This window comes from Agrobacterium sp. NPDC089420 (assembly GCF_044900305.1).
Taxonomy (GTDB): domain Bacteria; phylum Pseudomonadota; class Alphaproteobacteria; order Rhizobiales; family Rhizobiaceae; genus Agrobacterium.
In genome coordinates, this window is record NZ_JBJDMY010000006.1 from 40,291 (window position 1) to 64,681 (window position 24,391).

Sequence of the window (24,391 nt, forward strand, 5' to 3'; positions counted from 1 at the left end):
ATCTTATACATCCATTCCAAGGAACTTGCTGACGGTGTGGACATCCTTGTCGCCGCGACCGGAAAGGTTCATCAGGATGATTTCATCCTTGCCCATTTTTGGCGCGCGCTTGATGACTTCGGCCAGCGCATGGCTTGGCTCCAGAGCCGGAATGATACCTTCGAGGCGGGTCAGCATCTGGAAGGCGTCCAGCGCCTCATGATCCATGATCGGCACATATTCCACGCGGCCGATGTCGTTCAGCCAGGAATGTTCTGGCCCGATGCCGGGATAATCGAGGCCTGCGGAGATCGAATGGCCTTCCTTGATCTGGCCATCCTCATCCTGCAGCAGATAGGTACGGTTGCCATGCAGCACGCCCGGCGAACCGGCGGTGATCGAGGCGCAATGCTCGTCGCCTGAAAGACCCTTGCCACCGGCTTCGACGCCAACGATGCGGACATTCTTGTCATCGAGGAAAGGATGGAAGATGCCGATGGCGTTCGAGCCGCCGCCGACGGCTGCCACGACCAGATCCGGCAGGCGGCCTTCCGCCTCCAGCATCTGCGCCTTGGCTTCCTCGCCGATGACCGCCTGGAAATCGCGGACCATTTCCGGATAGGGATGCGGGCCGGCGGCGGTACCGATCAGGTAATAGGTATCCTCGACATTGGTGACCCAGTCGCGCAGCGCCTCGTTCATCGCGTCCTTGAGCGTGCCATGGCCGGCCGTGACCGGCTTCACCTCGGCGCCGAGAAGCTTCATGCGGAACACATTCGGGGCCTGACGGGCAACATCGGTCGCGCCCATGTAAACGACGCAAGGCAGGCCGAAGCGTGCGGCCACCGTTGCCGAGGCGACGCCATGCTGGCCGGCACCGGTTTCGGCAATGATGCGGGTCTTGCCCATGCGCTTGGCCAGCAGGATCTGGCCGAGGCAATTGTTGATCTTGTGCGAGCCGGTATGGTTCAGCTCTTCGCGCTTGAAATAAATCTTCGCGCCGCCGAGTTCCGCCGTCAGACGCTCCGCGAAATAAAGCGGGCTCGGGCGGCCAGTGTAGTGCGCGCCGAGATATTTCAGTTCGGCCTGAAACTCGGGATCGCTCTTGGCCTTGTCCCATTCCGCCTGCAAATCCAGGATAAGCGGCATCAGCGTTTCGGCAACGAAGCGTCCCCCGTAAATGCCGAAGCGGCCGTCCTCATCGGGACCAGCACGAAAAGAATTGGGTGTTGGCGCGTCGTTCACTTCAAGCTCCCTTTGGGCCTTTCGACCAATCATTCACCACATCGAAAAAAGCATCGATCTTGGACAAATCCTTGATGCCCGGCGCGCTTTCCACACCGGACGATAAATCCAGTCCGCTCGCCCTGGTCTCCGCCAGAGCCTCGGCGACATTATCCTTGTTCAATCCCCCGGAAAGCATGTAATCCACGCTGCCGTCAAGTGAGCGCAGGATCGTCCAGTCGAACGAGACGCCGTTGCCTCCCGGCAGGTCGGAACCGGCTGGCGCCTTGGCATCCAGCAAAAAACGGTCGGCTATGCCGATATAAGGGTCGATTTTGGCAAGATCAGCGGCATCGCGAACGGAAATGGCCTTCATCACCGGCAGGCCATACAGCGCCTTGATGTTCAGCAGCCGCTCCGGGCTCTCATTGCCATGCAATTGCAGTATATCCGGTTTTACAAGATCGACGATTTCATCGAGGTAATCATTGTCGGCATTGACGGTGACGGCGACCACCCTGGCGGCGCCACGGGCGGCTTGCGCCAGCTTGCCGGCAATATCAGGTTCGATGTTGCGCGGGCTTTTTTCAAAGAAGATAAAACCGACATGGGACGCGCCGCGCCTGACGGCGCGCTCCAGCGCTTCCGGTGTCTTCAATCCGCAAATCTTGATATCCGGTTTCATACCCGCGACCTGACATGAAATGCGACAAGAGTCGAGCCAAATCGCATCCACCCCTGATGGAATGTTTCACGTGAATCCAGATGGCGATCCAGGTCGCCGGTTTCAATCGAAATCGATGGCGTGAAGTCTGGAGCCGTGGCGTTTCAACCAGCCCTTGGCTTCATCGGTGTGCGGGCAAAGCTTTTCGCACAAGGCCCAGAATTTCGGACCGTGATTCATTTCGCTCAGATGAGCGACCTCGTGGGCGGCAAGATAATCGATGACCTGTTCCGGAGCCATGACAATGCGCCAGGAAAAGCTCAAATTTCCATCATGGGAACAGGAACCCCAGCGGCTGCGGGTATCCTTCATGCTGATGGACCGCACCGGCCGGCCGGCCGCACTTGCATGAACGGCAACCAGCCGTTCGAGATCGGCCTTTGCTTCCTTTTTCAGGAACGTCGCGATCCGTCTATTCAGATGCTCGGGCGCGCCGCTGACTTTCAGAACGGCGACGCCATCGGCGTCTTTCGCGATGTGGGTCAACCCCCGCAGGCTGCCGGTATGCTCGATACGATGGGTTACGCCACGAATATCAATGGTGGCGCCGGGACGTAAACCGTCATCGGTGCTGAATTTCAGAAGCTTGCCTTCCAGCCAGCCCTGATGCCTTTCCAGAAAATCATCGACCTGGCGATGATGCAGACCCATCGGGACCGTCAGCTTCAGCGCCCGGCCGCCCGGTTCGATCCGCAGGGTAATACGCGTCGCACGCGGATTTTCCCTGACCGTGATCGGCACCTGCCGGCCCGCCACCGCAACGGTGCGCTGGCTCGGCGCGGCCTTCTTTGCCGCCGGCGACTTCAGGGATTTTCTGAGAAGCGAAAACATGGACCCTTCATAGCCGATTCGTCACGCGCTTGGCCATGCAAATGCGCGGCACCGCCTGTCGTCTCGCCCTAAGCGGTCTGGTGTTTACCGATAAAATCCAGCATGCGCGGCACGATTTCCTTACGGAACCGCGACCCGTTGAACACGCCATAGTGTCCCACATCCGGCTGCATGTAATGGGCGCGTTTGTCTGCAGGGATGTTCCGGCAGAGATCATGCGCAGCCTTCGTCTGTCCGACGCCGGAAATATCGTCATTCTCGCCTTCCACGGTAAACAATGCGGCCTTGCGAATAGCCGCAGGATCGACCGCCCTGCCCCGGTGCAGCATGTCCCCTTTCGGAAGCGCATGGTCGATGAAGACGGTTTCCACCGTCTGCAGATAGAACTCCGCCGTCAGATCCATGACAGCCAGATATTCATCGTAAAATTCGCGGTGTTTTTCAGCGGAATCGCCGTCATTCTTGACGAGGTTCAGGTAAAAATCCTTGTGCGCCGTCATGTGCTTGTCGAGGTTCATGGACATGAAACCGGACAGTTGCAGGAAGCCCGGATAGACATTGCGGCCAAAAGCCGGCTGCGGCCACGGCACCTGCATGACGACATTGTCGCGGAACCATTCAATGGGTTTCGCCTTGGCAAGACCGTTGACGGCAGTGGGGTTGATGCGCGTATCGATCGGTCCACCCATCAGCGTCATGGATGCCGGTGAAAAGGAATCCCCATCCGCCTCCATCAGCGAAACGGCGGCCAGAACCGGCACCGACGGTTGACAGACGGCGACCACATGCGCACCAGGCCCGATCTCGCGCAACATCTCGATGACATAGCCGATATAATCGTCGAGATCGAAAGTCCCCTCGCTCACCGGCACCGTGCGGGCATCGGCCCAATCGGTGATGTAGATATCCGCCGATGGCAGCAGGGCCTCCACCGTCCCACGCAACAGGGTGGCGTAATGGCCGGACATCGGCGCCACCAGCAGCACCTTCGGACCGGACCGGCGGGCGGGATCGCGTTCTTTCTTGAAATGAACGAGATTGCAGAACGGACGCGACCAGACGGTCTCTTCGGCAACATTGACGGTCTCGCCATCGACAATCGTGCTGCCGAGACCGAATTCCGGTTTTGCGTAACGGCGCGTCATGCGCTCGAAGACCTCAAAACCGGCATCGAGGCTTCGTCCGAAAGCCGTGCTGGAAAGCGGGTTCAGAGGATTGTTGCAGGCCTGGCGCATCATGTCGGCGCCGGCGCGCAGCGGTGCCATGGCCGCGTGGTTCATTTCATAAAGATGGTAGAACACTGATGGCGCCTCCTCGCGGATCAAGCTCTTTTCCTGACCATAGCAGCTTTTCGCATGTGCACAAAATCGAAGGCGCCGGCGGTTTCCCGCCGGCGCCTCACTTTCCGTTGAATGCCGTCCGGCACTCAGATGTCGGCAACAAAACTCTGCTTCTGGGAACCGAGGCCCTCGATGCCGAGTTCCACGACATCACCAGCCTTCAGGTAACGCGGCGGCTTCAGGCCCATGCCGACGCCGGGAGGGGTGCCGGTAGAGATGACATCACCGGGATGCAGCGACATGAACTGGCTGAGATAGGAGACAACGTGGGCGACGCCGTAAACCATGGTCTTGCTGGAGCCGTCCTGCATGGTCTTGCCATTCACCTTCAGCCACATGCCAAGGTTCTGCGGATCGGCGATTTCATCCTTCGTCACCAGCCAGGGGCCGATGGGGCCGAAAGTGTCACAGGACTTGCCCTTGGTCCACTGACCTGCACGCTCCGTCTGGAATGCGCGCTCGGACACATCGTGCGAAACGCAATAACCGGCGACATAGTCGAGAGCATCGGCTTCCGAGACATATTTGGCGGTCTTGCCGATGACGACGCCGAGCTCGACTTCCCAGTCGGTCTTTTCAGAACCGCGCGGAATGGTGACGTTGTCATTCGGGCCGACGATAGCCGAGGTCGCCTTCATGAAAATGACCGGCTCCGGCGGTACGGTCGCACCCGTTTCGGCGGCATGGTCGGAGAAGTTGAGGCCGATGCAGATGAATTTTCCGGTTCCCGCAACGCAGGCGCCGATGCGATCTTCGTTCAGCACCGGAAGGGTGCTCAGGTCGATCGCGGCGATCTTCTTGAGACCCTCGGGAGAAATGGCTTCGCCGCCAATGTCTTTCACATGGGCGGACAGGTCGCGGACTTTTCCTTCCGCGTCGAGAATGGCAGGCTTTTCCTGGCCGGGCTGGCCAACACGCATCAATTTCATGGAACTCTCTCCCGGTTGTCAGACAAGGTGATGCATATATGAACGATGCATTCATACTTGTCACCCCTTGACTGCGCCAAGTTTCGAAAAATACCTTTTCCTCCCCGTCAATCAAAAGGACATGGCCCGTGACGAACAGCAATAACCGGCAATCCGAATATCCCGTCGATCCCCTCTTCCTCGATCGCTGGTCTCCGCGCGCCTTCGATGGCAGCGCCATGCCGCCAGAGCATCTGCTGACCATTCTGGATGCGGCGCACTGGGCGCCCTCGGCGTCCAACCTGCAGCCGTGGCGATTTGTGTATGCCCATCATGGCAGCAAAGACTGGCCACTCTTCGTGGAGCTTCTCATGGAAGGAAACCAGCGCTGGGCGAAAAATGCCTCCGTGCTGCTATTCGTCGTCTCGCGGAACTACAATATCTCGCGCGAAGGCGAGAAAAAGCCATCTGCGACCCATTCTTTCGATGCCGGCGCGGCCTGGTTCTCGCTTGCCATCCAGGCCCATCTGCTCGGCTACCATGCCCACGGCATGGGCGGCATTTTGAAAGACAGGATTGTTGAGGCGCTGAATATTCCGGAAGGCTACAAGGTGGAAGCCGGGATCGCCATCGGCACGCTGACCGACAAATCCATCCTTCCAGACGATCTGGCGGAACGTGAAATACCCAGCAAGCGCCTGCCGCTTGCCGACGTGGCTTTTGAAGGACGTTTCACGGGCAAGGCCGATTGATATCCGGTACCCCGCATAAAAAGGCCCGGCGCACATAGTGGCGCCGGGTCTTTTGTTAAATTTGCGTTTCACGTGAATCGTTACGCGAGACGCTCCACAGGATTAAATGTCGAGGTTGGCGACGCTGAGCGCATTTTCCTGGATGAAGTCGCGGCGCGGTTCCACTTCGTCGCCCATCAGGCGGGCAAACAGGCCGTCGGCGTCGGTCGCATCGCTCACCCGCACCTGCAGCAGAGAGCGGACATTCGCATCCAGCGTCGTTTCCCACAGCTGTTCGGCATTCATCTCGCCAAGACCCTTGTAGCGCTGCATGGAGAGACCCTTGCGGCCGGCGGCGAAAATCGCGTCCAGAAGCGCCCGCGGTCCAGCCAGCTCCAGGCTGCCGTCCTTGCGCTGCAGCACCGGCGGCGTGGCGTAGATATCGCGCGTGCGGACCGCGAGCTGGTCTATATGACGGGCATCGGCCGAACCGAGCAGCCCCATATCGAGCGTCGAGACTTCCTTGACGCCGCGAACCATGCGCTCGAAGCGCAGGCCGCCATCCTCCAGCACCGTGCCGGACCAGCCACGCTCGGTTTCCTCCGCGATCATGTCGAGACGCCGCGCCACTTCGGCAACGGTTTCCTCAGCACGGGCGGCATCGGCCGAAAGCTCGGGGTTCAGCGCGCCGGCAATGGCCGCCTGTTCGACAATCGAGCGGCTGTAACGCGAATGCAGCCCGTCGATCAGCGAGCGCATGCGCACCGCATCGAGAATCGCCTCGCGCAGATCCGCACCGACCCGAACCTCTCCCGAGCCGAGGGTCAGCGATGCTTCCTCGATACCCATGGAGATGAGATATTCTTCCAGCGCCTTTTCGTCCTTCAGATACTGCACGGATTTTCCGCGCGTGACCTTATAGAGCGGCGGCTGGGCGATATAGAGATGGCCGCGCTCGATCAGCTCCGGCATCTGGCGGAAGAAGAAGGTCAACAACAGGGTACGGATATGGGCGCCGTCGACGTCAGCATCCGTCATGATGATGATCTTGTGATAACGCAGCTTGTCGGCGTTGAACTCGTCCTTGCCGATCGAAGTGCCGAGCGCGGTGATCAGCGTACCGATTTCCTGGCTGGACAGCATCTTGTCGAAACGGGCGCGCTCGACGTTCAGGATCTTGCCGCGCAGCGGCAGAATCGCCTGGGTTTCGCGTGAGCGGCCCTGCTTGGCGGAACCGCCGGCGGAATCGCCCTCGACGAGGAAGAGTTCGGATTTCGCCGGATCGCGCTCCGAGCAATCGGCAAGTTTGCCGGGCAGAGAGGCGATATCGAGCGCACCCTTGCGGCGCGTCAGTTCGCGCGCCTTGCGGGCGGCTTCGCGGGCGACCGCTGCTTCCACGACCTTGCCGACAAGGATTCTTGCGTCGGAAGGATGTTCTTCCAGCCAGGTGGAAAGCGCTTCGTTGACAAGGCTTTCCACCACCGGGCGAACTTCCGACGAAACGAGCTTGTCTTTCGTCTGCGAGGAAAACTTGGGGTCGGGAACCTTGACGGACAGAATGGCCGTCAGGCCTTCACGGCAGTCCTCACCCTGCAGGCTGACCTTTTCCTTTTTCAGAATACCGGATGTTTCGGCATAGGACGTGACCTGACGCGTCAGCGCCGCGCGGAAACCGGCCATATGCGTGCCGCCGTCGCGCTGGGGAATGTTGTTGGTAAAACAAAGCACGTTCTCGTGGTAGCTGTCGTTCCACCAGAGTGCGACCTCAACCGTAATGCCGTCCTTTTCACCCTTGATGGCGACAGGCTTGTCGACCAGCGGCTTCTTGGCGCGATCGAGATAACGGACGAAGGCTTCGAGGCCGCCATCATACAGCAGCTCTTCCTGCTTGATATCAGAATGGCGCTTGTCGGTCAGCAGGATGCGAACGCCGGAATTCAGGAATGCGAGTTCGCGCAGGCGATGCTCCAGCGTTCCATAATCATAGTCCGTCATGGTGAAGGTTTCAGGGCTCGCCAGGAAGGTGACTTCCGTGCCCGAGCGGCCTTCATATTCGCCGATGACGGAAAGCGGCGCATCGGCGACACCATGGGTGAAGCCGATTTCGTGCAGCTTGCCGTTACGGCGGATCCTCAGCTTCAGCCAGACGGAAAGTGCATTGACCACCGAAACGCCCACGCCGTGCAGGCCGCCCGACACCTTATAGGAGTTCTGGTCGAACTTTCCGCCTGCATGCAGCTGGGTCATGATGACTTCGGCGGCGGAAACGCCTTCGGAAGAGTGGATATCGGTCGGGATGCCACGCCCGTTATCGGTCACCGTCACCGATCCATCCGCGTTCAGCGTCACCGTCACCAGATCGGCATGACCGGCAAGCGCCTCATCGATGGCGTTATCGACCACTTCGTAGACCATGTGGTGCAGGCCGGAACCGTCATCGGTATCGCCGATATACATGCCGGGCCGCTTGCGCACGGCATCAAGACCCTTGAGGACCTTGATCGAATCGGCTCCATATTCCGTGTTCGCGCCGACTTCGCTTGACGATGTTTCGGTCATAAGTACTCTTTCCAAAGTTTCCTGGCCAGGCTTTCAGTGAGAAGGCCTGAAGCCAGCGAATCACTCAAATCCGACATGCGACTATAGAAATTCTACACCCAATCCCAAAGGCCGCATGCTTCAGGATGCTGCATAAAGCAGGGGATAGAGGGGGTTTCAATCGCAAGAACGGCTTTTTTGCAGCACCGCTGACAGTTCCTCTATCATACTCGGCGACAGCTTGCGAATATCCCGCGCCAGGCGATTGGCGAAAGCCGTATATTGCGGCGGCAGGCCGATCGTATCGATCACCACTTTCGGGTCGGAGGAGCCGGCCAGAAAGAACAATTCCTCCGCCTCGTCCCAGATGATGTTGAAATATCCGGCGATGCGCTGGAGCAGATCGAAACTCGGCTTGCCGCGTCTGCCATGTTCCAATGCTGAGAGATAGGCGGGAGACACGCCGATGGCCGCAGCCATTTCCTTCTGCGTCACGCCCTTGCGTTCGCGAAGCTGCCGCACGGCTTCCGCAAAGGGCGTCATGATTTTTCACCCCGTCGCCGCGAAAGCCGCACATAAAGCGCGCCATCGCCGCCATGATTGGCCGACGCATCCTCGTAGGACGAAATCAGATGACGATATTCCGGCTTGGAAAACCACATCGGCACCGCCCTTTTCAACGCGCCATCGCTGCCGATGGAACGCCCCTTGCCGGTGATGACCAGCACGTGCCTCAGCCCCCGTTCATGCGCGCGCAAAAGGAAATCGAGCAGCACCGCATGGGCCTCGCTCTGGAACATGCCGTGCAGATCGATCCGCCCTTCCAGCGGCAGCCGGCCACGGGTGAGCTTGCGTTTGACCGGTTTTTCCATCGGCTGATGAATTCTCGGTTTTTTATCCGGCACCGATGGCGGCGGCTCTACCGGTTCGGCGAGCATGCGCGGAAAGTCGCTTTTGCCGGTTTGCGGGACAAAGGTTTCGGCCGGGGCTTCCTCCATGTCGTCGAAAGCCAACAAGTCCTCCAGTCTGCCGGAGATCGGTCGCGCGGTTTTCGCGACCTTGCCCCACAGAATACGTTCTTCCCTGCCAAGCTTGCGACTGCCTCTCATCGCCGATACCTTTCCGCAGCAACACGCGGCAGCAGTATATAAAAATCGGCGTCATTGCGCACCGTGCCGGCAAGCTCTCCCGCTTCAAAACCGGAGCCGGTGAATATATCGCCGCGTGCCGGTCCGACAATGGCTGAACCCGTATCGAGCGCCAGCATCAACCGGGCAAAGGGTTTTCCGTTGTCCAGATGCGTCAGCGTCGGCGCATGGATGAAAAAAGGGAGGCCGAAGGTATGAATGAGCCTGTCGACCGCCAACGCCCGCCCGGCGACCAACGGAACCTTGGCGGCAGCGATCGGTCCCATTTCCTGATCGGCGACATCCGCCTCCCGGAAAAAAATGAAGGAACGATTTTGCCACAGCACGCCATCCACCTCATCCGGATGGTCGGCGAGCCACTTGCGGATCGTCTGCATAGAGATCGTTCTCGGATCGAGTTCTCCTCGATCGAGAAGCAGCCGGCCAATCGGCGAAAACGGATGACCGGCCTTGGCCGCATAGGTGATGCGCTTTATCAAGCCATCCGGAAATACCAGGCGGGCGGCACCCTGGACGTGGACGAAGAAAAGGTCGACCTTCGATCTTGCCCAGGCAATCTCAAGACCCCTGCCTTCCAGATAGCCTTCATCGATCGCCCTACGGTCAGGAAAATAGGAAATGCCATTTTCACCCGATCTGCCAAAAGCATAGGTGGGATCGAAGTCATCAGGACGATTATCGTCGCCAATATCCACCAGTTCCGCGGGCCTGCGGTAAATCGGATAACGCCATATATCATCGGGCTTTGACGATACTTCCAGTTCCGGTTCGTAGAAGGCCGTTACAAAACCGCGTTTTCCCTGGGCAGGGCAAATCCTGAACGGAACGCAGTTGCGCTCGAAAAAATGGCGGGCCTGTTCGGGACTATCGGCTTCATTCGCCTCGGCCGCCTCCAGCAAGGAAACCAACTCGGCCGCGGTGACCCCGAGAGCGCCTGTCCGGTAAGGTTTCGCGTTTCGAAGATGCGACAGGATGGTTTGCATCGCCGCAAAAAGCTTGCCCGGATCGTCTTCCCGCCATCCAGGCAGATCGCGGAAAGACACCTCATCGATCGAAAACGGCGTATTCATTGCTCGGATTCGGTAGCGATCAGCTTCCAGTTCGGATCGCGTGAACGGACATCACGCGAGAAGGTCCAGATGTCATCAACTTCCGCAACCGTATCCGGATCACCATCGACCAGCTTGCCATCCTTGTCATAGGTGGCCGAAATCAGCTGGCTGACAATTCTGAGGGTTATCTGCACTTCGGAATCGCGAATGCCGGCCTGGGTAATGTCGGCTTTTTCGATGCCAACGAAAGTCGACTTCACGACTTCGCCGCGGCCTTCCCGCTCGGAAATCGCCGCCTCGAAGCCGTCAAAGACCTCTTTCGACAGAAGGTTCTTGAGCGTCTTGCGGTCGCCATCGGCAAAACCCATGACGATCATCTCATAGGCCATGCGCGCGCCGTTCAGGAATTCCTTCGGCCGGAAAGACGGATCCCTGGTCATGACCTCACGCAGCGATCCGTTCAGGGCGCTATCCACCGGCGCCAGGGCATCGGCCTCGGCAAAGCGGTTTTCATCATCTTCCGTTTCGCTGCGCCTCGGCAGGGTCACGACCTTGTTATCATCCGTGACGGGGCCTTTCGCCACATCGCGGGGGCTATAGGGATCGAACGGCGGCTTTTCATTGCCCGTACGGCGGCCGAGAACGCTGCGCAGCTGAAGAAAGATCAGCACCGCTGCAACGAGAAAAAACAATGTGATAAAGTCGCTAAAGCCCATCTTTTACCAAAACCGCCATTTAAATTCGAAAACCACACCATCATATAGTCTGCATCTTATCATCATTCAAATGTGCAGATTCAATCATCGGTGTCCCGGGAACCGGCAATCTGCCAGAGATGCACACGCAAGGCTAGAAGATGCGCTTTTCCTTTCTCCCCATCGTCATCCTGATGATGCCCATCCTCGAAATTGCCGGCTTCATCATCGTCGGCAAGGCGATCGGCCTGTGGCTGACTCTGGCGCTCGTCCTGTTCACGTCGTTTCTCGGCCTGCTCATCCTGCGCCTCGGCGGGATCGGCTTGGTGAGAAATCTTCAGGATGCGGGCCGCACCGGCGCAAAGCCGGCGGACGAGCTGGTGAATGGCGCCATGCGGGTGGTTGCCGGCATCCTGCTTTTCATTCCCGGTTTCATTACCGATATTCTCGGCCTTCTGCTGCTGTCTCCGGCGGTGCGGCGCTTTTTCTGGAAGGCTTTCGGACCACGCGTCGTTGTCGCGGGCTCGTTCCGGCAATCCGGGCAGCGGACCGGTCCCGAGCCGGGTGACCATTCCGGGTTTCGCAATGGCCCGGGGCATGCGGGCAATTCGAAGGTGGTGGATCTGGACGAAGAAGAGTTCCATCGGGAAGAACCCAAACAGTCTCCCTGGTCGAACAAACCGAATGACCGCGACCTGCCCAAACCCTGAAGGCCCGGTACGAGACCCGATCACGAAGGGTTGTAAGGCCATGGTCGAAATGATAGACCGCCTTCCACGAATTCACGCCGCGAGGAACCGTAATGACCGCTGAAAATGGCGCACAGGGCGCAGTTAGTCCTTCTCTCAACATTCTTGCCCAGTACATCAAGGATCTTTCCTTCGAAAATCCGGGCGCTCCTCGCTCGCTTCAGGCCCGTGACAATGCGCCGTCGATCAACATCAACGTCAACGTGAATGCAAACCCGATCTCCGGTTCGGATTTCGACGTTGTTCTGGCGCTGAACGCAGAAGCCAAGGATGGCGACAAGGTTCTGTTCGCGGCCGAGCTGGTATATGGCGGCGTCTTCCGCATTGCCGGCTTCCCGCAGGAGCATATGCTGCCGGTGCTGTTCATCGAGTGCCCGCGCCTGCTGTTCCCCTTCGCCCGACAGATCATCGCGGATGTTACCCGCAATGGCGGTTTCCCGCCGCTGATGATCGATCCGATCGATTTCGCGCAGATGTTTGCTCAGCGGGTTGCCGAAGAACAGGCCAAGGCCAAGGTTCAGGCCGTACCGAACTGACGCCCATCAGCATCGATGGAAAAACAAAACCCGGGTTCTTCGCCCGGGTTTTTCTTTGTCCGTATCGACCGTTTTTCACGGCATCAATTCTGGTAGCGGTTCCAGATCGCCTTATCGCCCATGCCGAGGACGAGCTTGCCATGCGCCGCAATCGTTTCGCTATCCAGCCTTGACGGCAAAGTCTTCGGCCTCTGCAAAGGCTCAAGCGGTACATCTTCCTCAATGACAATGGTTTCCTGCTTGGCAGCGGAGCCGAAACCGAGCGCCGTCTGGCGCCCGCCGATCATCTCTATATAGACTTCAGCCAGCAGTTCGGAGTCGAGAAGCGCGCCGTGCTTGGTACGGTGAGAATTGTCGATGCCGTAACGACGGCAAAGCGCATCCAGCGAATTCGGCCCCATGGGATGTTTGCGGCGGGCAAGGGAAAGCGTGTCCGTCACCAGGTCGGGCGCGACGGGTTCGATACCGAGACGGGCGAATTCCGCATTGATGAAGCCCATGTCGAATGTGGCGTTATGGGCCACCCAGCGTGCGCCTTCGAAGAAGTCACGAATCTGATCCACGACCTCGGCGAATTTCGGTTTGTCCTTCAGAAACTCATCGGTGATGCCGTGGACGGCAAGCGCATCCGGATGAACCTTGCGATCTTCCGGGCTGATATAAAGATGCAGCGTGCGGCCGGTGGGAAAATGATTGATCAGCTCGATACCGCCGATTTCGATCACCCGGTCCAGCTTCGATTCAAGTCCCGTGGTTTCCGTATCGAAAATGATCTCACGCATTTTTCTCTCCGCGCCGCGACTCGGCGGCCAGTTTCTGCAATATTCCTTTTACCTGATCCCGTGCCGCTTCGACACCATTTCCCGAATCGACGATAAAATCGGCGCGCCGGCGTTTTTCGGCATCGGGCATCTGCCGGGCAAGGATCATCTCGAATTTTTCCTGCGTCATACCGGGGCGGGACAAGACCCGTTCACGCTGAATCTCCGGCGCGCAGCTCACCACCACCACTTTATCAACCCGGCTCTCCGCCGCGGTTTCAAACAGCAGCGGAATATCGAGGACAGCGAATTGCCGGCCATCTTTCTCCGCTTCCGCCAGAAAGGCTTCCTGTCTTTTGCGAACCAGCGGATGGACGATCGCTTCCAGTCTGGTGAAATTAGCCGGATTCTTCCTCAGCGCATCGCCAAGTTTCTGCCTGTCCACCGTGCCGGAAACGGTGGTGCCCGGAAAGGCGGCTTCGATCAGGGCAACGGCTTCCGCCCGATAGAGACCATGCACGATCTCATCGGAATCGAGGACCGGAATACCTTCTTCGGCAAATAACTTCGCCGTCGTCGTTTTTCCCATTCCAATCGAGCCGGTGAGACCGATGACGATCATCCATGTTTCTCCATATCCTCGATGATGAGCGAACGCAGCGTTTCATCAACCTCCGGCATTTCGCCGAACCACCGTTTGAAACCGGGTCTTGCTTGATGAAGCAACATGCCGAGCCCATCCACGGTTGCCATACCCTGCTGTTCCGCCATCTTCAGGATCGGCGTTTTCAACGGCACATAAACGATATCCGTCACGACCGCATCGGCGGCGAGCGGCGAAAAATCAAGTTCCGGGGCCTCGGTTCCGTCCATGCCGAGCGATGTCGTATTCACGAAAAGCCCTGCCCCACCCATGATTTCGTGAAGCGCCGCCTGTGGATGGGAAAAAACCCGCGAACCAAAACGATCAGCCAGTTCCCGGGCGCGCTCGACCGTGCGGTTGAGGACATGGATTTCACCAATGCCCCGGTCACGCAAGGACTGAATGACCGCACGGCTGGCGCCGCCGGCACCCAAGACCACCGCCCGGTCGATCTTGTCCCAACCGGGGTGCCGCTCATCGAGATTGGCGACGAAACCGTAACCGTCCGTATTGGTGGCGTGGACCCTGCCCTCCTCCACCCATATGGTGTTGGCAGCGCCTAGTTCCTCCGCCAGGGCATCCGGCCTATCCGCCAGGCGGTAGGCAACTTCCTTATGGGGAATGGTGACGTTGCCGCCAACCGGCATATCCGCCTTGCCTTGCTTCAGCTGCGCGATGAAATCCGGGAAATCTTCCGGAGAAATTTCCACGGCCCGATAAGCACCATCGATGCCGAATTTCTTCAGCCAATAGGAATGAATGATCGGCGACCTGGAATGCTTGATCGGATAACCGGCAACGAAGGCATTTATGGTTAATGTTTCACGTGAATCAGCCATCGATGACATCCATGTCGCGCAGTTTCGATAAAAGCGGCAGCAGCGGCAGGCCGAGGATCGTGAAATAATCCCCCTCGATCGCAGTGAATAGCTGGATTCCTTCGCCTTCAAGCTGATAGGCGCCGACGCTGGTCAGGGCCTTGTCACCCACGCGCTCTAGGTGACGGGATACAAATTCAGCACTCAAAGTCCGGACGGCAAGCTCGGCGCTGGAAACGGTCTGCCACAGGACATCGCCCTTCAGCACAAGAACAGCCGCGCTGTTCAGGCGATGAACCTTGCCCGATAAAGACAGCAGATGCGCTTGCGCCTCCGCCATGGTTTTCGGCTTGTGATAGACCCGAGCGCCAAGCGCCATGGTCTGGTCACATCCAAGAACCAGCGCTTCGGGGTGCAAGGCGCTGACGGCGAGCGCCTTCGCCCTGGCGAGTTCCAGTGCAACCTCTTCCGGGCGCGCGCCGTCTCGCTCCAACCGCTCGTCGAGCGCACGCTCGTCAATATCCGCCGGTATTGCCGAAAATGTCAGCCCTGCATTGCGCATCAACATCTGGCGGGATGCGCTGGACGAGGCGAGGATCAACTCTTGTTTCATCGACTGTCTGCTCCGAATGATGCGGCCCGGATTATCGTGTCCTTGAACGAAGGGCAAGGATGGCGGCGGCCGTTTCCTCGATGGAGCGGCGGGTGACATCGATCAGCGGCCAGTTGTTGCGGGCACAAAGCGCGCGCGCATATTTCAGCTCCTCCATGATTGTGGCGCGATCCGTGTAGCGGCCGCTGTCAAATCCGCCCGTAGCGCCCAGTTCCCGGTTTTCACGCACCTGGGATATGCGATCGGATGTTGCAACAAGACCGACAATCAGCGGCCGGGTGGCGGTATAAAGACTTTCAGGCAGCGGCACATTGGGGACGACCGGTATATTGGCGGTCTTTATTCCACGATTGGCGAGATAGATGCTGGTCGGTGTTTTCGACGTGCGGCTGATGCCGATGATGACGATATCGGCCTCGTCATAGGTTTCCGGCATTTGGCCGTCATCATGATCCATGGCGAAATTGAGCGCTTCAATGCGGGCGAAATAATCGGCATTCAGCGCATGCTGGGCGCCGACCCGCCGCCTGGACGGCGCACCGAGATAGGTCTGAAAAATGCCGATGATCGGTTCAAGGACATTGACGCAGGGCACCCCGATCGCGTGGCAGCGCAGATCGAGGAACTCGGCCAGCTGCTGATCAACAATCGTATAGAGAACGATGCCCGGTTCCTTGTCGATGAGGTCCACGACCTGCGCGAGCTGTTTCTGGTTGCGGATCATCGGATAGACATGTTCCACCGGCATGGAGGCATGGAACTGGGCGGAGACGGCGCGGCCGGCCGACATCAGAGTCTCTCCCGTTGAGTCCGAAATCAGGTGCAGATGGAAGAAGCTTTTTTTGTTCTCCACGCTGTTTTTCTCCCGCTGTTGATAAACCGGGACAAATGTCCGAATTGTCCTGCGGGCCGAACCGCGCCGTGAATAAGGCGGTGTTTTTCCACAATCCGCAAGCCGCTTCAATCATCATCAAGGGAGGCTGTGAATTATGGGAGGAATATGAAAGCGTTCAAATCCGTCCCCAGATTGTCCACAGACAAGGCTCCTGGTTTCAAATAAATAAACTATTGAAATAATTTGATAAATCTCCGTTTTCCCACGTCTTTGAAAATTTCAGGCCGATAATATCCTTCGCTCTCTTCTGAAAGCTCTGGCTGCGGCATTTCGACTGGAATGATTTTAATCCTTGCTACCCACAGACTCTAAGAAATAGAAAATCTTTTAAATCTCTTTGATTTTATTTTTTTAGAAGCTGGGTGCCATGAGCGAACGCAAGGTAATGACGGTGTTGAATGGACAGACGGTCACACCGCCGCCCATATGGCTGATGCGCCAGGCCGGGCGCTATCTTCCGGAGTATAGGCAAACGCGGAAGAACGCCGGAAGTTTCCTTGATCTCTGTTATAATCCCGAGTTGGCGACGGAAGTGACCCTTCAACCCATTCGCCGGTTCGGGCTCGACGCCGCCATTCTCTTTTCAGATATTCTGGTGATACCGGATGCGCTTCATCGCAACGTATCCTTCAGCGAAGGAAAAGGTCCAGCCATGGACCCGATCGATGCCGATGGTATTGGAAAGCTCGATGCGACGAATGTCATGTCGCATCTTTCACCCGTTTTCGAAACCGTTTCCCGCCTGCGTGGATCTTTGCCGCAGGAAACGACACTTCTCGGTTTCTGCGGCGCACCCTGGACGGTTGCGACCTATATGATTGCCGGCCACGGGACGCCGGACCAGGCGCCGGCGCGGCTGTTCGGTTATCGGGAGCCTGCCGCCATGGAAAAGCTGCTCGCACTCCTCGCCGATATTTCTGCCGATTATCTGGTGGCGCAGATCGATGCCGGCGCTGATGCGGTGCAGATTTTTGATTCCTGGGCCGGTGTACTGGGCGAGAAGGAATTCGAGAATTATGCGATAAAACCGGTTGCCCGCATCATTGCCTCGGTGCGTGCCCGTCGGCCTGCTGCAAGGATCATCGCCTTTGCAAAAGGGGCCGGTTATCTCCTCAAGGATTATCGTCGCAAGACGGGCGCTGATGCCATCGGTCTCGACTGGGCGGTGCCCTTGGGTTTTGCCAGGGATTTGCAGAAGGACGGCCCGGTGCAGGGCAATCTCGACCCGATGTTGATGGTGGCCGGCGGCAAGGCCTTGCAGGATGGCATCGACGCCGTGCTGCAGGCTCTTGGACAGGGACCGCTGATCTTCAATCTCGGTCACGGTATTACCCCGCAGGCCGACCCTGAAAACGTCACCCGTCTGGTGCAAAGGGTGCGCGGCGGCGGAGCCTTGATATGAACGACGAGCAACAGACGTCTGCCCGTTCCGGTAACAGGGCGGCTTTGCGGGCCGGTATAGCGCTCGGTATTTTTGTCGTCTTCATTGCGTCGCTGTTTTACGCCGACCCGGCCGATCTCTATCTGTGGGTCAAGGCGCTGCATATCATTGCCGTGATTTCCTGGATGGCGGCGATTTTTTACCTGCCTCGTCTTTTCATCTATCACACCGATGCGCCGGCCGGTTCGCAGCAATCCGAGACCTTCAAGGTGATGGAGCAGCGACTGATCAAGGTCATCATGAACCCGGCGATGATGATATCCTGGATATTGGGCCTTTATCTCGCATGGTCGGTTTACGGTTTTTCCGGCGGCTGGCTGCATGCGAAGATCGGGCTGGTGGTGCTTTTGACCGCAACCCATGTCTATTTCACCCGGAGCGCAAAACGCTTCGCGCGGGATGAAAACACGAGACCCGCCCGGCACTGGCGGTTGATGAACGAAGTTCCGACCGTGCTGATGATCCTGATTGTCATACTTGTGGTTGTGAAACCCTTCGGTTAGGAGGGGGTGACGATAAATTTCGCGGAATTCGTGCTTTCCTCTTGCAGCGGCCGTGTTCAATCGCTATTTTCGGGCCACTCATCTTCGTGGCATGTGAATTATTCAGTCATCTGCGGTATTTCCCACAGCATCTGATTCGCGAACACGCCCTCCCCCGACATTACATTATCAAACGGTCTTCTCTTCATGGCTGAAATGAAGCTTCAGGAACTTAAGAGCAAATCGCCTACCGACTTGCTGACTTTTGCCGAATCCCTGGAAGTTGAAAATGCGAGCACCATGCGCAAGCAGGAGCTCATGTTCGCAATCCTCAAGGTCCTTGCGAGCCAGGACATCGAAATCATCGGCGAGGGCGTTGTCGAAGTCCTGCAGGACGGTTTCGGGTTCCTGCGGTCCGCCAACGCAAATTATCTGCCCGGCCCCGATGACATCTATATCTCGCCTTCGCAGATTCGCCGCTTCTCGCTGAAGACCGGCGATACCGTCGAAGGGCCGATCCGCGGTCCCAAGGAAGGCGAACGTTATTTCGCGCTTCTCAAGGTCAACACGATCAATTTCGATGATCCCGAGAAGATCCGCCACAAGGTTCATTTCGACAATCTGACGCCGCTTTATCCCAATGAGCGCTTCAAGATGGAGCTGGATGTTCCGACATCCAAGGACCTCTCCTCGCGTGTCATCGATCTCGTGGCGCCGCTCGGCAAGGGCCAGCGCGGACTGATCGTCGCGCCACCGCGTACGGGTAAAACGGTCCTGCTGCAGAATATCGCGCATTCGATCACGGCGAACCATCCCGAATGTTATCTGATCGTTCTGCTGATCGACGAACGCCCGGAAGAAGTCACCGACATGCAACGTTCGGTAAAGGGTGAGGTTGTTTCCTCCACTTTCGACGAACCGGCGGTGCGCCACGTCCAGGTCGCTGAAATGGTCATCGAAAAGGCAAAGCGTCTTGTCGAACATGGCCGTGACGTGGTGATCCTGCTTGATTCCATCACGCGCCTCGGACGTGCCTATAACACGGTCGTTCCCTCTTCCGGCAAGGTTCTGACCGGTGGTGTCGATGCCAACGCCCTGCAGCGCCCGAAGCGTTTCTTCGGCGCTGCGCGTAACATCGAGGAAGGCGGCTCGCTGACGATCATTGCAACGGCGCTCATCGATACCGGCAGCCGTATGGACGAAGTTATCTTCGAAGAATTCAAGGGAACCGGCAACTCGGAAATCGTGCTTGACCGCAAGGTTGCCGACAAGCGCATCTTCCCGGCGCTGGATATTCTGAAGTCCGGCACGCGTAAGGAAGATTTGCTGGTGCCGCGCCAGGACCTGCAGAAGATTTTCGTTCTTCGCCGTATTCTCGCGCCGATGGGCACGATGGACGCCATCGAATTCCTGATCGACAAGTTGAAGCAGACCAAGAACAATTCGGATTTCTTCGAATCGATGAATACCTGATTCGAAGTTTATCCGGATTCACCAGCGAATCTTTAAAGCCGCGTCCGTTCATTCGGATGCGGCTTGACTGTTTTAAACCGAGGTAAGTCATGCCAGCGTCCGCCGATACGATCTATGCGCTTTCAAGCGGCGCCTTGCCGGCCGGCGTTGCCGTCATCAGGATCAGTGGACCACGAACCTTTGACGTCATAACCGCATTAACAGCTCGCAAACTTCCTTCGCCCCGACGGGCCAGCCTGTATTCGATTCGCAATCGAAACGACGAGATTATCGATCAGGTGCTGGTGGTTGTTTTTCCGGGACCCAAGTCCTTTACGGGTGAAGATTGCGCGGAAATCCATTGCCATGGCAGCCGAGCGGTGATGTCGGTGATCTTCGGGGAGCTTGACAGCTTCGAAGGGGTTCGACCCGCAGAAGCCGGCGAGTTTTCCCGACGCGCCTTCGACAATGGTAAGATGGACCTTCTTGAAATCGAGGGGCTGGCAGATCTGTTGCAGGCCGAAACGGAGATGCAGCGGCGGCTGGCGGTGGAGCAAAGTACCGGCAGGTTGTCAGCGCTTTATGAAGGGTGGGCGAACCGGTTGACCCGTACCCGTGCACTGATTGAGGCGGAGCTGGATTTTGCCGATGAGGACGATGTTCCAGATTCTGTTGCTGCCCAGGTCTGGCAGGCGGTCACAGAGCTGAAGGACGAAATCGCCGGACATGTTCAAGGTGGCGGAGGCAGCGAGATCATCCGTGATGGTTTCAAAGTGGCGCTGGTTGGAGAACCGAATGCCGGGAAATCGACGCTTCTTAACGCGCTGAGCGGGCGCGATGTCGCCATCGTCACCGACATAGCCGGAACCACGCGAGACGTGCTCAGCGTCGATATCAATATGGATGGGTATCTGGTACGGATATTCGATACGGCAGGAATTCGCGAAACCAAGGATGTGGTGGAACAGGAAGGCGTTCGGCGGGCGGTGTTGACGGCCGAGAGCGCCGATCTCGTTTTGTTGTTGCAGGATAACGATTCGTCTCCGAAACAATCCGTATGGGAGATTGGATCGCAGCGTCATTTGCGCGTTCGAACCAAAGCGGCACTTTCCGCCTCCATCACGCGGGAGGATTTCGACTTGTCCATCTCGGCGAAAGAGGGCCTTGGTCTCGAAGATCTACGTTTATCGATCAAACGGGAAATCGAAGCGCAGATTGGCGTCATTCACAGTTTGGTCCCGGCGCGCGCACGCCATAAAAAACGACTTGAAGAGACGCTGAACTATGTTAGTGATGCACTCGATTCCGAGACCTTGGACCTTGCTATAAGGTCTGAATATCTAAGGCTTGCGGCGACATCGCTCGGGCGCATTACCGGTCGGGTCGATGTGGAAGACTTGCTCGGCGTGATCTTCTCGGAATTCTGCATTGGGAAATGATTCACGTGAAACATTGGCGCCCAGAAGCGGCGGCACCAATGTCTGGAATAAGGCGCAACACTATGCACCAGTCATTTGATGTCATCATTATCGGCGGCGGCCATGCGGGCAGCGAAGCGGCCGCGGCTGCTGCGCGTCATGGTGCGAAGACTGCGCTTGTCACCCATAAGCGCGAGACGATCGGCGTGATGTCGTGCAATCCGGCGATAGGCGGTTTGGGCAAGGGGCATCTTGTGCGAGAAATCGACGCTCTGGATGGCCTGATGGGGCGGGTTGCCGATGCGGCCGGCATCCAGTTCCGCATGCTCAACCGCAAGAAAGGCCCGGCGGTACGAGGACCGCGCACCCAGGCCGATCGCCGACTGTACCGGGAAGCGATGCAGCATGAAATCGCTGCCATCGACAATCTCACCATTATTGAAGGCGACGCCTATGATATTGAAATGGCCGACGGGCGGGTCTCTGCCGTCATCATGGCAAATGGTAGCCGGATTCCCTGTGGCGCTGTTGTATTAACCAGCGGCACATTTTTGCGTGGCCTTATTCATATCGGTTCCGAAAAGATTCCCGCCGGCAGGGTCGGTGAAAAGCCATCCCTTGGCCTTTCGGCGACGCTTTCACGGCTTGGTCTGGTAATGGGCCGGCTGAAAACCGGAACCCCTGCCCGGCTAGATGGGCGTACCATTGACTGGAACGCGGTTGAACGGCAGGCTGCGGATGAGGATCCGGTTCCCTTTTCCTTCATGACCGATCACATTGCAAACCCACAGATTGAATGCGGCGTAACGCGGACCACTCCGGCAGGGCACAGGATCATTCAGGAGAATATCCATCTTTCCGCCATGTATTCTGGACAGATCGAAGGTGTCGGACCGCGCTATTGCCCATCGATCGAAGACAAGATCACGCGTTTCGGCGAGCGCGATGGCCACCAAATATTTTTGGAGCCGGAAGGCCTGGACGATCATACGATTTATCCGAACGGTATTTCGACCTCATTGCCGGCCTCTGTGCAGGAACTGTTCATTCGTACCATACCCGGCCTTGAGCGCGTTACGATTTTGCAGCCGGGTTATGCCATTGAATATGACTATGTCGATCCACGGGAACTGAAGCCATCGCTGGAATGCCGTAAAATTGCCGGTCTGTTTCTTGCCGGGCAGATCAATGGTACGACGGGTTATGAGGAAGCCGGCGCCCAGGGCCTCGTCGCGGGCCTGAATGCTTCGCTTTATGCGAGTGATGCCGACGCCTTATATTTCAGCCGGACCGAATCCTATATCGGCGTGATGATCGATGATCTAACCTCCAAAGGTGTGAGCGAGCCTTATCGTATGTTCACATCCAGGGCAGAATATCGGCTTTCCCTGCGGGTGGACAATGCCGATCTGCGACTTACACCGGTAGGGCAGGCGGTTGGTATCATCGGCGGGGAACGCGAACTGCGCTTTGCGACGTTTGTTTCCGATCTGGATGAAGGTCGTGCGCTGATGAAGAGTATGTCCATCAGTCCTTCCCAAGCTGCGAAACAGGGGCTGAAACTCAATCAGGACGGCCAGCGACGGTCTATTTATGAATTGCTGGCCTATCCTGAGATGACGTTGGACACTCTTAGACATCATTGGCCAGAATTGAATGCGATCCGCGACAAGGTTGCCGATGTTCTCCAGATCGAAGCCAATTATGCCGTCTACATGCATCGGCAGAGCGCGGATATCGTTGATATTAAACGTGATGAGAACAGAAAAATCCCCGGTGATTTTGATTTCCGGAGTCTGTCCGGCCTTTCCAATGAATTGAAACAAAAGCTGGAAAAGGCGCGTCCGGAGAATATTGCCCAGGCGGCGCGTGTTGACGGTATGACGCCGGCTGCGATATCGCTGCTTCTCGCTTTGCTGCGGAAAACGTCCGTAGCGCGAGACGAGAAATTACACATGCACCAATAGCGAGTCGGATGATGAAGATAAACGGCCAGAGTGTTTCACGTGAAACACAAGAGAGACTCGAGCATTTTGTCGAGCTTTTTAAAAAGTGGAACAACACCACAAATCTGGTTGCACCTTCTACGCTTACCGAGCTTTGGAGCCGACACGTCGCCGATAGCGCGCAGATATTTCAACTATCTCCCAAGCCGCAAAAATGGATTGATCTGGGCAGCGGTGGCGGATTTCCGGGAGTGATTACCGCTATTTTTCTGGCAGAGTTGGGAGATGGCTGGGTTGATCTGGTTGAAAGCAACAATAAAAAGGCTGCGTTTCTCCGTATTGCGCTGAAGGAAACGGGTGCAAGAGGCGCGGTTCATCCCGTCCGGATCGAAAAGTCGCCGGAAATTGTCGAAAATTGCGATGCCGTTTCAGCCCGTGCCCTTGCCGAATTGGATCTGCTTTTCGATTACATCGCTCCATGGGCGCAGAATAATCCCAATTTAAGGGCCTATTTTAATAAAGGCCGGGATTATGAATCCGAAGTGCAGAAAGCGCATGGTCGCTGGGAGTTTGATCTGGTAAAACATCAGAGTGCCATTGAGGCAGATTCTGTTGTTCTTGAAATCAGCAATCTCATGTTGAGGCGCTGACGAACTGACCAGGTGCGGCATGACTTTTGAAAAAAACCGGATTATCGCAGTTGCAAACCAGAAAGGCGGCGTTGGCAAAACAACCACCGCTATCAATCTGGCGACAGCGCTGGCGGCTATTGGTGAGCGCGTCCTGATCATCGATCTCGACCCGCAGGGGAATGCGAGTACCGGACTGGGGATAGATCGCAAGGAGCGGAAGCTCTCGTCCTATGATCTTCTAGTGGGCGATCACAATATCGCGGAAGTCGCTGTTCCTACCGCTGTTCCCAATCTCGACATCGTGCCTTCGACAATGGATTTGCTCGGTTTCGAGATGCAGGTTGCGAATGTCTCTAATCGCGTCTTCCTTTTGCGTGCGGCCATGGAAACTCAGGAGGCGAGAGGCTATTCCTATATTCTGGTGGATTGCCCGCCGTCTTTCAATCTTCTGACCATGAATGCCATGACTGCGGCGCATTCCGTGCTTGTCCCGTTGCAATGCGAATTTTTTGCGCTAGAGGGGCTTAGCCAGTTGTTGGATACGGTCAGCCAGATACGTGGCTCCGTCAATCCCCAGCTCGATATTCAGGGTATCGTTCTGACGATGTTCGATGCGCGTAATAATCTTGCGCAACAGGTGGTTACCGATGTGCGCACCCATCTTGGAGAAAAGGTTTACCACACGCTCATTCCCCGTAATGTTCGTGTTTCCGAAGCGCCGTCTTATGGTAAACCGGCAATTCTTTACGATCTGAAATGCGCCGGCAGCCAGGCTTATCTGCAACTGGCATCCGAAGTGATCCAGAGAGAACGTTTGCGCAAGGCGGCCTGACGT

The 24,391-nt window shown here is 57.2% G+C and carries 25 protein-coding genes; 10 read left to right on the forward strand and 15 right to left on the reverse strand.

Annotated features, from left to right (window positions below):
* Positions 1–3 precede the first annotated feature (3 nt).
* The 5 genes from trpB to ACI2KA_RS11160 all read right to left on the reverse strand — a co-directional run bounded on the left by trpB (position 4) and on the right by ACI2KA_RS11160 (position 5,027).
* A complete protein-coding gene (gene trpB, locus ACI2KA_RS11140) occupies positions 4–1,224 on the reverse strand; it encodes a tryptophan synthase subunit beta (RefSeq protein ID WP_269708418.1) in 1,221 nt (406 codons plus the stop codon).
* 1 nt (position 1,225) lies between these two features.
* Positions 1,226–1,888 carry a phosphoribosylanthranilate isomerase gene (locus ACI2KA_RS11145; protein WP_404501959.1) on the reverse strand — a complete coding sequence of 221 codons (663 nt, stop codon included), beginning with the start codon at positions 1,886–1,888 and terminating at the stop codon, positions 1,226–1,228.
* Between the two features lie 102 nt (positions 1,889–1,990).
* Positions 1,991–2,758 carry a M48 family metallopeptidase gene (locus ACI2KA_RS11150; protein WP_404501961.1) on the reverse strand — a complete coding sequence of 256 codons (768 nt, stop codon included), beginning with the start codon at positions 2,756–2,758 and terminating at the stop codon, positions 1,991–1,993.
* A 68-nt stretch (positions 2,759–2,826) separates the two neighbouring features.
* Positions 2,827–4,059 carry a polyhydroxyalkanoate depolymerase gene (locus ACI2KA_RS11155; protein ID WP_404501963.1) on the reverse strand — a complete coding sequence of 411 codons (1,233 nt, stop codon included), beginning with the start codon at positions 4,057–4,059 and terminating at the stop codon, positions 2,827–2,829.
* 125 nt (positions 4,060–4,184) lie between these two features.
* Positions 4,185–5,027, reverse strand: a complete 843-nt coding sequence (locus ACI2KA_RS11160; RefSeq protein ID WP_404501965.1) for a fumarylacetoacetate hydrolase family protein — start codon at positions 5,025–5,027, stop codon at positions 4,185–4,187.
* A gap of 128 nt (positions 5,028–5,155) precedes the next feature.
* Here ACI2KA_RS11160 and ACI2KA_RS11165 point away from each other — a divergent pair, with 128 nt between their 5' ends.
* Positions 5,156–5,758 carry a nitroreductase family protein gene (locus ACI2KA_RS11165; protein WP_404501967.1) on the forward strand — a complete coding sequence of 201 codons (603 nt, stop codon included), beginning with the start codon at positions 5,156–5,158 and terminating at the stop codon, positions 5,756–5,758.
* 102 nt (positions 5,759–5,860) lie between these two features.
* On the opposite strand, the gene gyrB is transcribed toward ACI2KA_RS11165, so the two are convergent.
* The 5 genes from gyrB to ACI2KA_RS11190 form a co-directional block, all read right to left on the reverse strand.
* Positions 5,861–8,296, reverse strand: a complete 2,436-nt coding sequence (gene gyrB, locus ACI2KA_RS11170) for a DNA topoisomerase (ATP-hydrolyzing) subunit B (protein WP_404501969.1) — start codon at positions 8,294–8,296, stop codon at positions 5,861–5,863.
* 156 nt (positions 8,297–8,452) lie between these two features.
* Positions 8,453–8,818, reverse strand: a complete 366-nt coding sequence (locus ACI2KA_RS11175) for a helix-turn-helix domain-containing protein (RefSeq protein WP_065114441.1) — start codon at positions 8,816–8,818, stop codon at positions 8,453–8,455.
* Entirely contained in the window at positions 8,815–9,384 is a 570-nt protein-coding gene (locus ACI2KA_RS11180; protein WP_404501971.1) for a Smr/MutS family protein, read from the reverse strand. The genes ACI2KA_RS11175 and ACI2KA_RS11180 overlap by 4 nt, the downstream gene beginning before the upstream one ends.
* Positions 9,381–10,493, reverse strand: a complete 1,113-nt coding sequence (locus ACI2KA_RS11185; RefSeq protein WP_404501973.1) for a murein transglycosylase A — start codon at positions 10,491–10,493, stop codon at positions 9,381–9,383. Before ACI2KA_RS11185 ends, ACI2KA_RS11180 begins: the two co-directional genes overlap by 4 nt.
* Complete coding sequence (locus ACI2KA_RS11190) at positions 10,490–11,191, reverse strand: Tim44/TimA family putative adaptor protein (protein ID WP_404501975.1); 702 nt, start codon at positions 11,189–11,191, stop codon at positions 10,490–10,492. The genes ACI2KA_RS11185 and ACI2KA_RS11190 overlap by 4 nt, the downstream gene beginning before the upstream one ends.
* Before the next feature lie 140 nt (positions 11,192–11,331).
* Here ACI2KA_RS11190 and ACI2KA_RS11195 point away from each other — a divergent pair, with 140 nt between their 5' ends.
* Positions 11,332–11,880 carry an FxsA family protein gene (locus tag ACI2KA_RS11195; RefSeq protein ID WP_404501977.1) on the forward strand — a complete coding sequence of 183 codons (549 nt, stop codon included), beginning with the start codon at positions 11,332–11,334 and terminating at the stop codon, positions 11,878–11,880.
* A gap of 92 nt (positions 11,881–11,972) precedes the next feature.
* Positions 11,973–12,455 carry a protein-export chaperone SecB gene (secB, locus tag ACI2KA_RS11200; protein ID WP_262534323.1) on the forward strand — a complete coding sequence of 161 codons (483 nt, stop codon included), beginning with the start codon at positions 11,973–11,975 and terminating at the stop codon, positions 12,453–12,455.
* Between the two features lie 83 nt (positions 12,456–12,538).
* Here the strand turns inward: secB and dnaQ are convergent, their stop codons facing one another.
* The 5 genes from dnaQ to ACI2KA_RS11225 are packed head-to-tail and all read right to left on the reverse strand — an operon-like array spanning position 12,539 to position 16,143.
* Positions 12,539–13,237: a DNA polymerase III subunit epsilon gene (dnaQ, locus tag ACI2KA_RS11205; RefSeq protein ID WP_404501979.1), complete on the reverse strand. Its 699-nt coding sequence runs from the start codon at positions 13,235–13,237 to the stop codon at positions 12,539–12,541.
* Positions 13,230–13,838 (reverse strand): dephospho-CoA kinase, encoded by a 609-nt coding sequence (coaE, locus tag ACI2KA_RS11210; RefSeq protein ID WP_404501981.1) that lies wholly within the window; start codon positions 13,836–13,838, stop codon positions 13,230–13,232. The genes dnaQ and coaE overlap by 8 nt, the downstream gene beginning before the upstream one ends.
* The gene (locus tag ACI2KA_RS11215) at positions 13,835–14,698 is read right to left on the reverse strand and encodes a shikimate dehydrogenase (protein WP_404501983.1); all 864 of its coding nucleotides are present in this window, start codon (positions 14,696–14,698) and stop codon (positions 13,835–13,837) included. Before ACI2KA_RS11215 ends, coaE begins: the two co-directional genes overlap by 4 nt.
* Positions 14,691–15,290, reverse strand: coding sequence for a Maf-like protein (locus ACI2KA_RS11220; protein ID WP_404501985.1), 600 nt, complete (start codon positions 15,288–15,290; stop codon positions 14,691–14,693). Before ACI2KA_RS11220 ends, ACI2KA_RS11215 begins: the two co-directional genes overlap by 8 nt.
* Before the next feature lie 31 nt (positions 15,291–15,321).
* A complete protein-coding gene (locus tag ACI2KA_RS11225; RefSeq protein ID WP_404501987.1) occupies positions 15,322–16,143 on the reverse strand; it encodes a pyruvate, water dikinase regulatory protein in 822 nt (273 codons plus the stop codon).
* A 409-nt stretch (positions 16,144–16,552) separates the two neighbouring features.
* Between ACI2KA_RS11225 and hemE the strand changes: the two genes are divergently transcribed.
* The 7 genes from hemE (at position 16,553) to ACI2KA_RS11260 (ending at position 24,388) form a co-directional block, all read left to right on the forward strand.
* Positions 16,553–17,587: a uroporphyrinogen decarboxylase gene (gene hemE / locus ACI2KA_RS11230; protein WP_404501989.1), complete on the forward strand. Its 1,035-nt coding sequence runs from the start codon at positions 16,553–16,555 to the stop codon at positions 17,585–17,587.
* Positions 17,584–18,129 (forward strand): protoporphyrinogen oxidase HemJ, encoded by a 546-nt coding sequence (gene hemJ / locus ACI2KA_RS11235; RefSeq protein WP_404501991.1) that lies wholly within the window; start codon positions 17,584–17,586, stop codon positions 18,127–18,129. The genes hemE and hemJ overlap by 4 nt, the downstream gene beginning before the upstream one ends.
* Before the next feature lie 186 nt (positions 18,130–18,315).
* The gene (gene rho / locus ACI2KA_RS11240; protein ID WP_004444236.1) at positions 18,316–19,581 is read left to right on the forward strand and encodes a transcription termination factor Rho; all 1,266 of its coding nucleotides are present in this window, start codon (positions 18,316–18,318) and stop codon (positions 19,579–19,581) included.
* 89 nt (positions 19,582–19,670) lie between these two features.
* Positions 19,671–20,999 carry a tRNA uridine-5-carboxymethylaminomethyl(34) synthesis GTPase MnmE gene (gene mnmE, locus ACI2KA_RS11245; RefSeq protein ID WP_404501993.1) on the forward strand — a complete coding sequence of 443 codons (1,329 nt, stop codon included), beginning with the start codon at positions 19,671–19,673 and terminating at the stop codon, positions 20,997–20,999.
* 62 nt (positions 21,000–21,061) lie between these two features.
* Positions 21,062–22,945 (forward strand): tRNA uridine-5-carboxymethylaminomethyl(34) synthesis enzyme MnmG, encoded by a 1,884-nt coding sequence (mnmG, locus tag ACI2KA_RS11250; protein ID WP_404501995.1) that lies wholly within the window; start codon positions 21,062–21,064, stop codon positions 22,943–22,945.
* An 11-nt stretch (positions 22,946–22,956) separates the two neighbouring features.
* Positions 22,957–23,574: a 16S rRNA (guanine(527)-N(7))-methyltransferase RsmG gene (gene rsmG / locus ACI2KA_RS11255; RefSeq protein ID WP_404502469.1), complete on the forward strand. Its 618-nt coding sequence runs from the start codon at positions 22,957–22,959 to the stop codon at positions 23,572–23,574.
* A 19-nt stretch (positions 23,575–23,593) separates the two neighbouring features.
* Positions 23,594–24,388 (forward strand): ParA family protein, encoded by a 795-nt coding sequence (locus ACI2KA_RS11260; RefSeq protein WP_404501997.1) that lies wholly within the window; start codon positions 23,594–23,596, stop codon positions 24,386–24,388.
* Positions 24,389–24,391 lie beyond the last annotated feature (3 nt).